Annotated in this window: 13 protein-coding genes; 9 read left to right on the top strand and 4 right to left on the bottom strand. The window is 42.5% G+C overall.

The genetic code is table 11. The features are described from left to right. Positions 1 to 123: 123 nt before the first annotated feature. Positions 124 to 1,512 (bottom strand): radical SAM protein, encoded by a 1,389-nt coding sequence (locus tag Q1A31_RS19590; RefSeq protein WP_299881041.1) that lies wholly within the window; start codon positions 1,510 to 1,512, stop codon positions 124 to 126. A 282-nt stretch (positions 1,513 to 1,794) separates the two neighbouring features. After that, the gene (bmt, locus tag Q1A31_RS19595; RefSeq protein WP_299881043.1) at positions 1,795 to 2,847 is read right to left on the bottom strand and encodes a betaine--homocysteine S-methyltransferase; all 1,053 of its coding nucleotides are present in this window, start codon (positions 2,845 to 2,847) and stop codon (positions 1,795 to 1,797) included. A 382-nt stretch (positions 2,848 to 3,229) separates the two neighbouring features. Here bmt and Q1A31_RS19600 point away from each other — a divergent pair, with 382 nt between their 5' ends. Continuing rightward, positions 3,230 to 4,501, top strand: coding sequence for an MFS transporter (locus Q1A31_RS19600; protein ID WP_299881045.1), 1,272 nt, complete (start codon positions 3,230 to 3,232; stop codon positions 4,499 to 4,501). 58 nt (positions 4,502 to 4,559) lie between these two features. Here Q1A31_RS19600 and Q1A31_RS19605 read toward each other — a convergent pair whose 3' ends face one another. Beyond that, positions 4,560 to 4,940, bottom strand: a complete 381-nt coding sequence (locus Q1A31_RS19605; RefSeq protein ID WP_299881047.1) for a carboxymuconolactone decarboxylase family protein — start codon at positions 4,938 to 4,940, stop codon at positions 4,560 to 4,562. Positions 4,941 to 5,235: 295 nt separating this feature from the next. Here Q1A31_RS19605 and Q1A31_RS19610 point away from each other — a divergent pair, with 295 nt between their 5' ends. The 8 genes from Q1A31_RS19610 (at position 5,236) to Q1A31_RS19645 (ending at position 11,911) form a co-directional block, all read left to right on the top strand. Beyond that, positions 5,236 to 5,952: a B12-binding domain-containing protein gene (locus tag Q1A31_RS19610; RefSeq protein WP_299881049.1), complete on the top strand. Its 717-nt coding sequence runs from the start codon at positions 5,236 to 5,238 to the stop codon at positions 5,950 to 5,952. Then, positions 5,849 to 6,616 (top strand): DUF1638 domain-containing protein, encoded by a 768-nt coding sequence (locus tag Q1A31_RS19615; RefSeq protein ID WP_299881051.1) that lies wholly within the window; start codon positions 5,849 to 5,851, stop codon positions 6,614 to 6,616. Before Q1A31_RS19610 ends, Q1A31_RS19615 begins: the two co-directional genes overlap by 104 nt. Continuing rightward, positions 6,616 to 6,948 carry a virulence factor gene (locus Q1A31_RS19620; protein ID WP_299881053.1) on the top strand — a complete coding sequence of 111 codons (333 nt, stop codon included), beginning with the start codon at positions 6,616 to 6,618 and terminating at the stop codon, positions 6,946 to 6,948. Before Q1A31_RS19615 ends, Q1A31_RS19620 begins: the two co-directional genes overlap by 1 nt. Before the next feature lie 2 nt (positions 6,949 to 6,950). Beyond that, positions 6,951 to 7,445, top strand: a complete 495-nt coding sequence (locus Q1A31_RS19625; protein WP_299881055.1) for a methylenetetrahydrofolate reductase C-terminal domain-containing protein — start codon at positions 6,951 to 6,953, stop codon at positions 7,443 to 7,445. Further along, complete coding sequence (locus Q1A31_RS19630) at positions 7,442 to 8,434, top strand: methylenetetrahydrofolate reductase (RefSeq protein ID WP_299881057.1); 993 nt, start codon at positions 7,442 to 7,444, stop codon at positions 8,432 to 8,434. Before Q1A31_RS19625 ends, Q1A31_RS19630 begins: the two co-directional genes overlap by 4 nt. A 72-nt stretch (positions 8,435 to 8,506) precedes the next feature. Continuing rightward, a complete protein-coding gene (locus Q1A31_RS19635) occupies positions 8,507 to 9,400 on the top strand; it encodes a dihydropteroate synthase (protein ID WP_299881059.1) in 894 nt (297 codons plus the stop codon). Next, positions 9,366 to 9,815, top strand: coding sequence for a GFA family protein (locus tag Q1A31_RS19640; protein WP_299881061.1), 450 nt, complete (start codon positions 9,366 to 9,368; stop codon positions 9,813 to 9,815). Before Q1A31_RS19635 ends, Q1A31_RS19640 begins: the two co-directional genes overlap by 35 nt. 14 nt (positions 9,816 to 9,829) lie before the next feature. Then, positions 9,830 to 11,911, top strand: coding sequence for an ASKHA domain-containing protein (locus tag Q1A31_RS19645; protein WP_299881063.1), 2,082 nt, complete (start codon positions 9,830 to 9,832; stop codon positions 11,909 to 11,911). Here Q1A31_RS19645 and Q1A31_RS19650 read toward each other — a convergent pair. Next, positions 11,806 to 12,834 carry a GlxA family transcriptional regulator gene (locus Q1A31_RS19650; protein WP_299881065.1) on the bottom strand — a complete coding sequence of 343 codons (1,029 nt, stop codon included), beginning with the start codon at positions 12,832 to 12,834 and terminating at the stop codon, positions 11,806 to 11,808. The two genes, Q1A31_RS19645 and Q1A31_RS19650, sit on opposite strands and share 106 nt — an antisense overlap. Between the last annotated feature and the right edge of the window lie 260 nt (positions 12,835 to 13,094).

A 13,094-nucleotide genomic window follows, 5' to 3' on the forward strand; every position in this document is an offset into this window, starting at 1 on the left:
ATGGAAGCAAATCTATCCCTGTCAAAACGGTTGAATATTATTTTGCAAAAATGGAGGAGACCATATATGGGGGGTGATTAAATTATTAAAACATACTACTTACGAATAGTACGCCTGGGCGCTTCATTCTCTTTGCAGTGTATGTACATCATCTGATCTTGCCTCTTTTTGCTTACCATCCAAGGTAATTTCCAATACCTTTCGCATTTTCTCCAGTAAGCCAGATTGAATCGCGTAATTCCACACTGGCTCCATTTTCTTCCAGCCTGAGCTATAGGCAAAGTGTCTAAAACGCTGGTTCAAGTTGGCATGTTGTTGACTGGAACGATAGATATTTTTCCAGGAGTAAAAATCTTGATAAGCGCGTTCATAACCCGATTTTAGCTGTTCCTGAGTCATACCTTTGGGTTCAAAAACCACATTTCGAGTATCGTATAAATCCCAGTTATTGGTCATTAAACGTCCCTGAGCTTGCATTTGACGATAGTATTCTGTGCTCGGATATGGTGTGGCTATATGAAAAGTAGAAGTAGTTATTCCTTTAGAAACTGCCCAATCCACGGTTTGATCAAAAACATCGGGCGTATCACCGTCTAAACCAAATACAAAACTGGCGTTAATTTTAATGCCTAAATCATCCAGCCGACGTATTACTTTGTCGTAGTCACGCCCTATATTTTGTTGCTTATTGGAAAAGGCCAAGCTGTTATTTCCAAGAGATTCAAAACCGATAAAGACACTTCGCATTCCGGCATCAGCCGCACGCTCTATCAAATCACCTTTGAGAATTGCATTGACGGTAGATGCCCCCTGAAACAAACGCCCCATTCCTTTCATGCCATCAAACAATGCTTTGGCAAAGCGTGGATCTCCCAGAAGATGATCATCAAGAAAATAGAGATGCTTACCCGGCAGACGATCAATTTCTGCTAATGCATCATCGACTCTTTGAGTATAAAAAGACTTACCACCTTCAAAAAAGGCATCCTTATAACAAAAGGTGCAGTGATACGGACAACCACGCGTGACCACGATAGAATTCGGAACCAGGTACTTTTCCCGCTTGATAAGATCACGCCGAATTGGAGGCAGTTTTTCTAGTGTTCGCACACTGGAAAAATAACGTGATTGCGCAACACCCATACGAAAATCATCTAGAAATTGCGGAAAGGTTTCTTCCCCCGGCCCTAGAAAAATAGAATCAGCATGGAGCGCTGCCTCTTCAGGTAAGGAAGTCACATGCAAGCCACCGAGGCAAACATAACAACCTTTAGCACGATAATGATCTGCAATCGCATAAGCACGGGATGCACTGGTGATATATACCTGAATAATCACTAGATCAGGCTCATCATCCAATTTAAGCGTTTCAACGTGTTGATCAACCAGCTCTACATTATCACCGGAATCAAGATAGGCAGCTAGAGTAGCCAAACCAAGCGGAGGAAATAGAGAGTACTTAATAGGCCTCCACTCAGGAGTACCAGCTTCCTGCAAAGAAGGAAGAATCATTTTCACGTGCACTTTGAAAACCTTTTTTTATGTTAGGACTTAAACTATAAAAAATTGCTTTGCAGAAAGTGATGGGGAGTTATGGATAGTTTGTGCAATGCGCCATACAAACAAGCAGATCTACGAAAAACACTGATGCCTATAATAAAAATCAAAAAGTGCTTATAAGTAGAGGGGTGCATTTAAATAATGACACCCCCCTACTTTTGAATGACAACTCGTTTTTATTGCTTTAAAACGATTTTGGAATTTATGCTGTGCGAGGCACTTTCTCTATAAGTATTATTTCCTACGACGAGAACGTCTCGGTGCATCCTTCTGCACATACGCCCCTTCAGCAATAGATAACTTGCCTTCCAATTGAGCAATTGCGCCAGTGCTTAACTCACCCAAACGCTGTTCAATTTCTTCCTTACTGGGAGATTCGCCCTTGGTATGGTTATCAATCGCTTTGCGCATTGCGGCTACGTGGTTATAAGATGTACCGCAACAACCACCAATGATTCTGGCACCTGCATCTATAGCCATCCCAGCATAGTCTGCCATGATTGCTTCTGTTCCGCTGTAGACGATTTCGCCATCGATATACTGTGGTACGCCGCAATTGGCTTTCGAGATAATAATCGTCTCATCAGCTTTATCACCCAATGCAGTTCTGATATTCACAACCGCCGCGAGTAACTCTGCCGCGCCGATACCGCAGTTAGAGCCAAATGCAATCAGTGGTGTAGGCATATCATCTGAGGCTTTCACGATATCATCTGGAGATAAGCCCATCATAGTGCGACCATTGGTGTCGATACTGTAAGTAGTCACAATCGGCAAACCTAAACCTGCACAGGCTTCAACAGCAGCTGCTGCTTCTTCTTTAGATGACAGTGTCTCAATCCAGAAAACATCTACGCCGCCTTTCTTCAACGCTTCTGCTTGTTCACGAAAAGCTTCAACAGCCTGTTCATGAGTCATAGTTCCTAACGGTACAACAAGCTCACCCGTTGGCCCCATTGAACCAGCACAGACAATTTGACGACCTGATTTTTCAATTTCAGCTTTGAGTAATTTAACACCATTGACATTGAGTTCTTCGACACGTTTTTCTGCGCCGTGCAATTTCATTCGAAAATGTGTGCCACCAAAAGTATTGGTCAAGATGATGTCAGAACCCGCTTCAACAAAATTACGGTAGTGCTGCGAAATCCTATCGGGGTGATCAGTATTCCAAAGCTCTGGTGCATCACCTGTCTGCAAGCCCACACCAAATAGATTAGAGCCAGTTGCACCGTCTGCTAAGAGAACGCCTTTTTCTTCTAGTAAATCATTTAATAGTGTCGACATGTTTTTTTACTTAGGATTATGGAATTAGCTCTCAATTATCCCACCAAACCAAGCTACTTTCATTAAGGCTTAAATAGATGTCGCAACGGTGATTAAGAATGACGTAAAAATGACACCCCCCACCTTTTAGCGAGCTTTTCGTTTCGTCTTGTAGAAACGTTAAACTCGATTATTAGCTTTAGCATTAGGCACTTTTTTAATAATCCCCTAAAGCTAATCCGATTTCCTGATGACATAGTTCTGTATTAACAATTAGATATGTTTTTGCAATAAGACTATTTTGATCATCGTTAAACAAACTATCACTAAAAACTATGCACGACTCCGATTGTGTCTATAATTATTTAATCCGAGAAGTTACTTCTCCCTAAACATCGTTACTATGACTACTGCTGACACGACAACCAAGAGTACTTCCTTATTCACGCCTGTATTAATTGCGGGCTGTATCATTATTCTGGTGAGCTTCGCTATCAGGGCGTCATTTGGTGTTTTTCAAATTCCTATCGCCACTGAATTCAGCTGGTTAAGGGCTGATTTTTCTTTTGCCATTGCCATTCAAAATCTGTTCTGGGGTATCGGGCAACCTATTTTTGGTGCGCTTGCAGAGAAATATGGCGACCGTAAAGCGATTATCACGGGTGCACTTTTTTATGCCGCGGGTTTGATATTTTCTTCGTTTGCGATTACCCCTGGTCAACACCAGTTTCTGGAAATTCTGGTTGGTTTTGGAATTGCCGGAACTGGTTTCGGCGTTATTTTAGCGGTCGTTGGGCGCGCCGCATCTGATAAACACCGCTCCATGGCTCTTGGAATCGCAACGGCAGCTGGTTCTGCTGGTCAGATTGTGGGGCCTCCGTTAGCGCAAGCCATGCTTCAAAGCATGCAATGGCAATCTGTTTTCATGATGTTTGCAGGGTTTATCTTATTGTCATTATTCGCATTAACCTTTATGCGCGTGCCACCGCCACCTAAAGTTGAAAAAAATGATGAATCCCTGGGTGCTGTTTTAAAGAAGGCTTTTAAAGACCCCACCTTTGCTTTTATCTTCCTTGGCTTTTTCTCCTGTGGTTACCAGCTTGCATTTATCACCGCGCACTTCCCCGCGTTTATTGCGGAAATGTGTAGCGTTATTTCGCCCGACAGCATCATGCAAACGCTTGGGGTTTCGAGTACCACGACGCTTGGTGCGGTATCGATAGCCATCATCGGTGTGTTTAATATTGGAGGCACTTTACTCGCTGGCTGGCTCGGAAGCAGATATTCAAGAAAGTATTTATTAGCAAGCATTTACATGTTGCGCACAATTATCGCTGCGCTATTTATTCTTAATCCGATAACACCTGCTTCTGTGGTATTTTTCTCTGTCACTATGGGCGCACTCTGGTTAGCAACGGTGCCATTAACCTCAGGACTGATTGCGCATATCTATGGCTTACGTTATATGGGCACGCTTTATGGACTGGTGTTTTTCTCACACCAACTCGGCGGATTCCTCGGTGTCTGGCTAGGTGGAAGCCTTTACGATTTATTTGGTAACTACAATATTGTGTGGTGGATTGGGGTTGGAGTGGGCGGGTTCTCGGCAATTATCCATTTACCCATTGATGAACGACCATGGGCAAAACGCCAACCACAACTGGCAACGACTTAAAACAAGGTATTTAAGAACCAATATTAGTCACCCCCCTACTTTGAGGCACTTTTTTAGATTAAAGCTTACCTTCGGCTTCTAAAACCTCTCGCGCAATACGAAAACATTCTACCCCTTGTGGCACACCACAATAGATCGCAATGGCATGAATGGCTGCCCGAATTTCTTCAACCGATGCGCCATTTTTTAACGCGCCTTTCAGGTGTAATTCCCATTCCTGCATTTTCCCTAATGCCGCAATCATGGTGAGATTCATCAGTGATCGTGTTTTTAGATCGATTACGTCATCGCCCCAGCCAAATCCCCAGCACCATTCGGTCATCATTTCCTGAAACGGTCGGCTAAAATCATCTGCGGATTGAAGCGTGTTTTCTACATATTCGGCCCCTAGCGTCGCTTTCCGTTGGTTTAAGCCCAATTCAAATCTTTCTTTATCCATAACTTCTCTCCTATCACTTGCGTTTAACAGTCAACACTCATTTATTTACGTTTAGTTTTCGTTTAATTTTAGCTCTTACTTTAATTAATTTATGATTTTAATTTCAGCATTAGAACCTTTACCTAGGATATGCGTATGAGGTTTTTGTAGTTTCACCCAAGTACGTCGTAATCAGATAACGGTAAGTCGTTAATTCTGGAGCAGAATTAATCGTTAAACCATACACTTTATTAAATTACAGAAATGCGCTTACTAATCAGGTTCACTTTTACAGGGTTTAACATAGGGTTTAAATATGGCTGAAAACGATAATGATTCAAACTATGACGACGAAGAAGATATTGATTTAAATGCACTCGATGACGATGAGTTAGTCGAACAAATGCAAGACGATCTCTATGATGGTCTCAGAGAAGAAGTCATTGAAGGAACAGAAATTCTATTAAAACGTGGTTGGGAAGCGGGAGATGTTTTAACCAAAGCGTTAGTGGGTGGCATGACCATCGTCGGCATTGATTTCAGAGATGGCATATTATTCGTTCCTGAAGTGCTTTCATCTGCCAATGCAATGAAAGGCGGCATGGAAGTAATACGCCCTCTTCTATCAGCATCAGATGGCAGTCGTGCCGGCAAAATGGTTATCGGAACGGTTAAAGGCGATATCCACGATATCGGTAAAAACCTGGTTAAGATGATGATGGAAGGTGCAGGATTTGAAGTGATCGATCTTGGCATCAATCAATCAGCCGAAGATTTTTTCGCGGCTCTTGAAGAACACAAACCCGATATATTGGGAATGTCTGCACTACTAACTACTACTATGCCGTATATGAAAGTTGTCATCGATGAGATGGTTGCCCAAGGCTTGCGTGAAGACTATATCGTGCTCGTCGGCGGTGCGCCACTCAATGAAGAATTCAGTGAAGCAGTCGGTGCGGATGCCTATTGTCGTGATGCCGCTTCTGCCGTTGATATTGCCAAAGAGCAGGTTGCTCTGCGCAGAGCTAGTTGATGAGATGAAATCTGATCCTAAACAAGTTTTAAATATTATTGCTTGTGGTGCACTGGCTAATGAGCTTGTTGCATTGAAAACACTAAACCAATGGGATCATTTTAATATTGACTGTCTGCCCGCGAAATACCATTCAACACCGGCATTAATACCTGATGCAGTTCGCGAAAAAATCACACAGATTCGAACACATAACGACGGGGAAATTCTCGTCGCTTATGGGGATTGCGGCACTGGCGGGTTATTAGATGTTGTTTTAGAAGAAACCGGCACAAGCAGATTACCTGGGGCACATTGTTATCAGTTTTTTACCGGTCATGATGCCTTTAATGACTTGCATGAAGCCGAAATTGGCACTTTTTATCTCACTGATTTCCTTACCCAGCATTTCGAGACCTATGTGTGGAAAATGCTAGGTCTTGATCGTAAGCCGGAACTGCTTGAAATGTATTTTGGCAATTACAAAAAACTTATTTATTTAGCGCAAACCGATAACCCGGAACTCGATCAGAAAGCTGAGGAATCCGCATCTCGTCTTGGTCTTGCTTATGAGCGCATTTTCACTGGTTATGGCGAAATGGAAGACGAGTTAAATAAAATATCAAATCAGGTTATTAATATTGAAAACCTGACATTAAACACTTCTCTGGAGAAAACAGCCTAGTGCCTAAAGTAGTGATCATTTATTGGCGCGATATTCCATCGCAAGTCACCGTTCAGGAAGGCCGTAAACGAGCAAAAAAACTATTACCAGCACGTTTTCAGGAAGCTATTGACCGCGCCGCGATGCGCGCAAAGAAAATCGATAGCGATGCTTATCTTGAGGACTGGAAGCGCACAAATACCAAACAAGAAGGTGATATAAACGAACTTGTGGAGAGCGTAGCTAATCAGATTGAAGCAGAGTTCACTGATGAAAAATTAGATGGAATCATCAGGAACAAAGGCTTACTCCCAGAAAACACAGACCAGGCAAACTCGGGCGGAGACGCTTAAAAATGTACTCGGTTCGTAAATGGACAGTGAGTCATGCGAAGAGCTTCAATAGCGTTTATAAAACATTAGAGAATACTTTAAGTGCCCTGCACCCTGTATGGAAAAAAATAGGTTATGAGCGTGTTGAAAAGCCTGTCGCCTTTGTTGAAAAACACGTAAAAGGCTTACTCTTTGACTGCCAAATGTGCGGTCAATGTGTACTTCATGAAACCGGCATGTCATGTCCCATGAACTGTCCTAAAACATTAAGAAATGGCCCTTGTGGTGGCGTGAGAGCTAACGGCAATTGCGAAGTAAAACCCGATATGCGTTGTGTATGGGTTGAAGCCTGGCGTGGCGATCAAATTATCAACAATAATCAATCAATAGCTGGATCAAGAGAATCTATTTTAAATGTACAAATTGCGGTAGATCATAGTCTTAAAGGACGTTCTTCATGGCTAAATGAAATAAAAATTAAACACGAAAATAAGTCTGCTAAGGATACCTCGTCATGAGTTTTATGGACGAGCCAATTCCCGGTGAAAATCTACCCATATTACCCGGTCATACATCTTTTGGACGACTCGAACGTGTATTACGTGAAGGCCATTTCACGATAACTTCAGAGATGGCTCCTCCTGATTCTGCTGACCCACAAGAGGTCTTTAAACAAGCTGCTCTTTTCGATGGTGTAGCTGATGCTATCAATGCCACTGATGGTTCCGGTGCAAACTGTCACATGTCGAGCGTGGGAGTGTGTTCTTTACTCACTCGTAAAGGCTATTCGATGGTAATGCAAATTTCTTGCCGCGATAAAAACCGTATCGCTATTCAAGGAGATGTTTTAGGTGCATCAGCCATGGGTGTGGCAAACATGCTTTGTTTAACAGGTGATGGCGTACAAGCAGGTGATCACCCAGAAGCAAAACCAGTATTTGATTTAGACTCTGTAACCTTACTTAATACCCTAAAAACCATGCGAGATGAAAGCCGTTTCTTGAGTGGTCGTAAATTAGACACCCCACCACATTCATTTCTTGGCGCTGCAGCAAATCCTTTTGCAGAACCAAAAGAATTCAGAGTTGATCGTTTGGCAAAAAAAATTGAAGCAGGCGCTCAATTTATACAAACACAATATTGTTTCGACATCCCTGTTTTCAAAGAATACATCGATCGAGCCGGAGACAAAGGCTTACTTGATAAAGTTTTTATTTTAGCCGGTATTGGCCCCATGGCATCGGCCCGATCTGCAACCTGGATTCGAGACAATGTGCCAGGTATCCACATTCCTGACTGGGTAATCAAACGTTTAGATGACGCAGAAAATCCTAAACAGGAAGGCCGAGAAATTTGTATTGAATTAATGCAGCAACTCAAAGAAATTCAGGGGGTTGCAGGGATTCATGTGATGGCATACAGACAAGAGTCCGCCGTTAGAGAACTCGTAATGAAATCAGGCGTTTTGGGTGATAGAACACCCTGGATACCTTCGACGCAGGAATAACTTAAAAAATAAGAATAGATGCACATTCGCACATAAAACACTCAGATCATTCAGAGTAATTTGGAGAGAAACATGACCCACACAGTTTTAAATTCGCACAGCAAAGAAGTCATTATCGGCTTTGATAAGCCATTCGTAATGATAGGCGAGAGAATAAACCCAACTGGGCGAAAGATTCTTGCAGAAGAAATGAAAAATGGTGACTTTACCAGTGTAGAAAGAGACGTTCGTGCACAGATCGCCGCTGGCGCTCAAATGCTTGATATTAATGCAGGTATTCCGCTTGCAGATGAACCCAAAATATTGGCTGATACGATCAAACTTGTACAATCAATTACCGATGTGCCGTTATCGATAGACTCATCTATCGTTGCTGCTTTAGAAGCCGGTTTAGAAGTGTATCAGGGACGTGCTTTAGTTAATTCGGTTACTGGCGAAGAAGAAAGATTAGAAGTGGTTTTACCCTTAGTAAAAAAATATGGCTGTGCCGTTGTTGCAATATCAAATGATGAAACAGGTATTTCTGAAGATCCGGATGTGCGTTTTGAAGTGGCAAAGAAAATAGTAGAACGCGCTCAAGATTATGGAATCAGCCCTGCAGATGTTGTTGTGGATCCACTGGTCATGCCAGTAGGCGCAATTAATGATGCCGGCAAACAAGTTCTCCATTTAATCAGTCGCTTACGCAATGAATTAAAAGTAAACACAACCTGTGGAGCCTCGAATTTCAGCTTCGGTATTCCAAACCGTAATGGGGTTAATGCCTCATTTATCAGCATGGCGATGGGAGCAGGAATGACCTCTGCTATCGTTAACCCACTGCACTCCGAAGTCGTTCAGGCTGTTCGTGCCGCAGACGTAGTTATGGGTAATGACCCTGATTGTGCGAATTGGTTATCGTGTTATCGAGAACCAGCAGCAGAAGGTGCTCGTGAGCGCGGTGGTCGCCGTCGTCGCAGAGGTTGATATGTCTGATCTTTTAACCATTAATAATAAAGAAAGCTCTCATTTAACAGGGAGTTGCCTTTGTGGTGGTGTGAAATATCGAATCGATGGACCCGCACGAGATGTTGTTAATTGTTTTTGTTCAGAATGTCGTAAAACCAGTGGTCATCATGTTGCGGCGACACGAGTTAATAAAGATCACTTAACGATGGAATCTGAAAGTACCTTAAAGTGGTATGAATGTTCACCTGGAACCTACAAAGGATTCTGTGAAAATTGTGGTGGCAATATATTCTGGGACAACAATAAAGATAATCAAGTGAGTATTAGCGCAGGCACTCTAGATACACCAACCCACTTAAAAACAGTAGGCAATATCCACACTGAGGATGCCAGTGATTATTGCGTAATTCCTGCACTAGAAAATGAAAATTAGATTGAGATGAATGAATGAGCACTTTTAAGGTCGTTTTTACGCCATCAGGTATTCGCGGAGACATAAAAGAAGGCACAGATGTATTATCTGCTGCTCGTGAACTCGGTGCAGACGTTGCCTCACTCTGTGGTGGCAATGGCTTATGCACACGCTGTAAAGTTAAATTGAGTACTGGCTCATTTCCTAAACACCAAATCACATCTGAAACTCTTCATCTGTCCCCTATTACATCAGCTGAGAGAGAACGCATCAGTGAAGCAGATCTGGAGCAAGGATTTCGTTTAAGTTGTAATGCAAAGATACAAGGTGACATCGTCATCGATGTTCCAGCAGAAAGCCAAACGCATCAACAAGTCATACGCAAAGATGCAACAGTATTAGATATAGAGAATAAGCCAGCGGTTAAATTAATCACTCTCGATGTTGAAGAGCCAGATTTAAATTCACCCACAGGTGATTTAGAACGGTTAAAAGATGCCATTGAATTTGAAAGTAATCTAACCGATCTATCGATTGAAACGCATCTACTTCGCGATTTGCAACCCGCACTTCGAAAAGGTAAATGGACAGTTACCGTAGCCATTTATGAGAATCAACGCATTATTGGTATTTGGCCTGGCAAACAGGAAGATACCTATGGTTTGGCGGTCGATCTTGGCTCCACCACGATTGCAGGACATCTATGCAATCTAGCGACTGGTGAAGTACTCGCATCTCACGGCATCATGAATCCGCAGATTCGATTTGGTGAAGATCTGATGAGCCGTGTTTCATACTCGATGATGAATCCAGGTGGCGATCTTAAAATGACAGCCGCTATCAGAGAAGGCATCAATCATTTAATTGATCAGCTGTTGATTGAAGCAAATACCTCACAGCAACCGAACCACAAGCCAATTAATAAAGATTTACTGCTAGATGCGACCTTTGTCGGTAATCCTGTTATGCACCATATTTTTCTTGGGATAGATCCAGTTGAATTAGGTGGAGCACCATTCGCATTAGCAACCCAAGCTTCGATGACCCTACCCGCTAGAGATTTAGATCTACATTTAGCAGCTGGCGCACAAGTTTATTTACCGCCTTGTATTGCGGGACACGTTGGTGCTGATGCTGCTGCTGTTGTGCTATCTGAAGCACCTTATAAAAATGACGCGATGACACTCATCATCGATGTGGGCACCAATGCTGAAATTATTCTGGGTAATAAGAAAAAACTGGTAGCAGCCTCTTCTCCTACTGGACCGGCCTTTGAAGGTGCACAAATACATAATGGGCAACGTGCTGCTCCCGGTGCAATTGAAAGAGTTCGAATTAATCCTGAAACACTCGAACCACGCTATAAAGTGATTGGGGTAGATCTCTGGTCTGACGAACCTGGTTTCGATGAAACTATCGGAGAAACTGGAGTTACAGGAATCTGTGGCTCAGGAATCATCGAAGCAATCGCCACCATGTATCTTGCGGGCATTGTGACTACCGACGGTGTCATCAATGGCGAAAAAGCCAGTATTTCATCCAGAATTGTTAGCGATGGAAAAACCTGGGCTTATAAAATGGTCGGCAATAAAAATGACGAAGGTGATGCAAAATCTGAAACAGGCGTGCTCATTACCCAAAATGATATCCGCGCTATTCAGCTTGCGAAGGGAACGCTTTATGCCAGTGTGCAGTTATTGATGGATAAGATAAACGTCAAGAAAATTGAACAGATTCGCTTTGCTGGTGCCTTCGGTGCACACATCGACCCAAAATACGCCATGCTCTTAGGGATGATTCCAGACTGCCCTCTTGATCAAGTCCAATCTGTGGGTAATGCCGCAGGCACAGGTGCCAGAATTGCATTAACCAATTTAGCGGGACGCCGAGAAATTGAAAATGAAGTACTTCGCATGGAAAAAATTGAAACAGCGACTGAAGCCAGTTTTCAGGATTACTTTGTAAATGCAATGGCTATTCCACACAAGATAGATACTTTCGAACACCTATCTCAGATTGTTTCACTACCCGCTAAAGAAGAAGTATCAGGTGACGCATCACGTTTAAGAAGAAGACGTCGTTCATCGCGTGGTGGTAAACCAAACATATCACGATAGCATTTACTAAAGTGAGGGGCTGATGAAAAGCCGCAAACTAATGAAATGTCGATAATTGCTTTTTCAGTCTGTAACAGCAGTCTTCTCGCATTGCGCAAACGTAAACCCAAATAATATTGAGTGGGCGTGCAATTCAAATAACTTCGGAATAAACGCTCTAACTGACGTCTAGATATACTCACTAAACTGGATAATTCGTCCGGTGTTAACGGATCTTCAATATTCGCTTCCATCAACATAACCGCTTCGGTCAATTTAGGTTGACTGGTTCCAATTTGTTGCCTTAAAGGAACGCGTTGTCGATCCGTCATATTACGCACATGATCGACCAGTATAGTTTCACTGATTGAAGCTGCCAACGCTCTTCCATACTGCCTGGAAATAATGTGATGCATCATATCAAATGGCGTAGTGCCACCGGCGCAGGTGTATCGGTTACGATCCACTTCATAGATATCATCAGTGATATTTAAATGGGGGAACTCTTCTCGCATTGAGGCAATATTTTCCCAATGTAAAGTACAGCGATAACCTTCGAGTAAACCTGCTTTAGCCAGAATATAAGCACCAGTACATAAAGCACCCAGCACCACACCTCTTTTATCTTGATAACGTAGATATTTTCCAATGGATTCCGTCCATGTGGAACTTATTTTCACCCCACCGCAAACGAATAACACATCATAAGCATCAGTGTCTTTATAAAAACGATTGGGTTTTACTTCCAGACCATTACTCGCTATCACTAATTCATCTTTAGGTGTAATGGTTTCCCATGTATATAGTTCTTTACCTTCTAATCGATTGGCTATTCTAAGCGTATCGATTGCGGCGGCATAAGCGATTAGTGAAAACCCGGGCATAGCCAGAAACCCAAAGTGCTTTGGAGAAAATTTTTCTGTGGTTAAATCTTTAATGGTCAACGAAATTTAGGCCTATACAAATATCACAATATTTTCAGAGTATAATTTAATACGATCATTTATCCTCTTTTTATTATCATTATTTAATTAGTGAATTTTGATGGTTTTTCTAGTTAGATTCTCTAGTTGGTCTTACTTCTTGGTATCTCAATACAAGAAGTACCTATCTGTTTAAAAAAGTGGCTTCGCGAAGCATAAATTATTCGGCTACGCCTCACCCTAAAGGGTCAGCTAAAGCTTTTGTCTCGCAGCTCGGCTCT

Source organism: uncultured Cocleimonas sp. (assembly GCF_947495625.1).
Taxonomy (GTDB): Bacteria; Pseudomonadota; Gammaproteobacteria; order Thiotrichales; family Thiotrichaceae; genus Cocleimonas.

Bases quoted from the DNA above. Each gene is read 5' to 3' on its own strand.
- Q1A31_RS19590 (WP_299881041.1), bottom strand. From the start codon at position 1,512: ATGATTCTTCCTTCTTTGCAGGAAGCTGGTACTCCTGAGTGGAGGCCT.
- bmt (WP_299881043.1), bottom strand. From the start codon at position 2,847: ATGTCGACACTATTAAATGATTTACTAGAAGAAAAAGGCGTTCTCTTA.
- Q1A31_RS19600 (WP_299881045.1), top strand. From the start codon at position 3,230: ATGACTACTGCTGACACGACAACCAAGAGTACTTCCTTATTCACGCCT.
- Q1A31_RS19605 (WP_299881047.1), bottom strand. From the start codon at position 4,940: ATGGATAAAGAAAGATTTGAATTGGGCTTAAACCAACGGAAAGCGACG.
- Q1A31_RS19610 (WP_299881049.1), top strand. From the start codon at position 5,236: ATGGCTGAAAACGATAATGATTCAAACTATGACGACGAAGAAGATATT.
- Q1A31_RS19615 (WP_299881051.1), top strand. From the start codon at position 5,849: ATGAAGAATTCAGTGAAGCAGTCGGTGCGGATGCCTATTGTCGTGATG.
- Q1A31_RS19625 (WP_299881055.1), top strand. From the start codon at position 6,951: ATGTACTCGGTTCGTAAATGGACAGTGAGTCATGCGAAGAGCTTCAAT.
- Q1A31_RS19630 (WP_299881057.1), top strand. From the start codon at position 7,442: ATGAGTTTTATGGACGAGCCAATTCCCGGTGAAAATCTACCCATATTA.
- Q1A31_RS19635 (WP_299881059.1), top strand. From the start codon at position 8,507: ATGACCCACACAGTTTTAAATTCGCACAGCAAAGAAGTCATTATCGGC.
- Q1A31_RS19645 (WP_299881063.1), top strand. From the start codon at position 9,830: ATGAGCACTTTTAAGGTCGTTTTTACGCCATCAGGTATTCGCGGAGAC.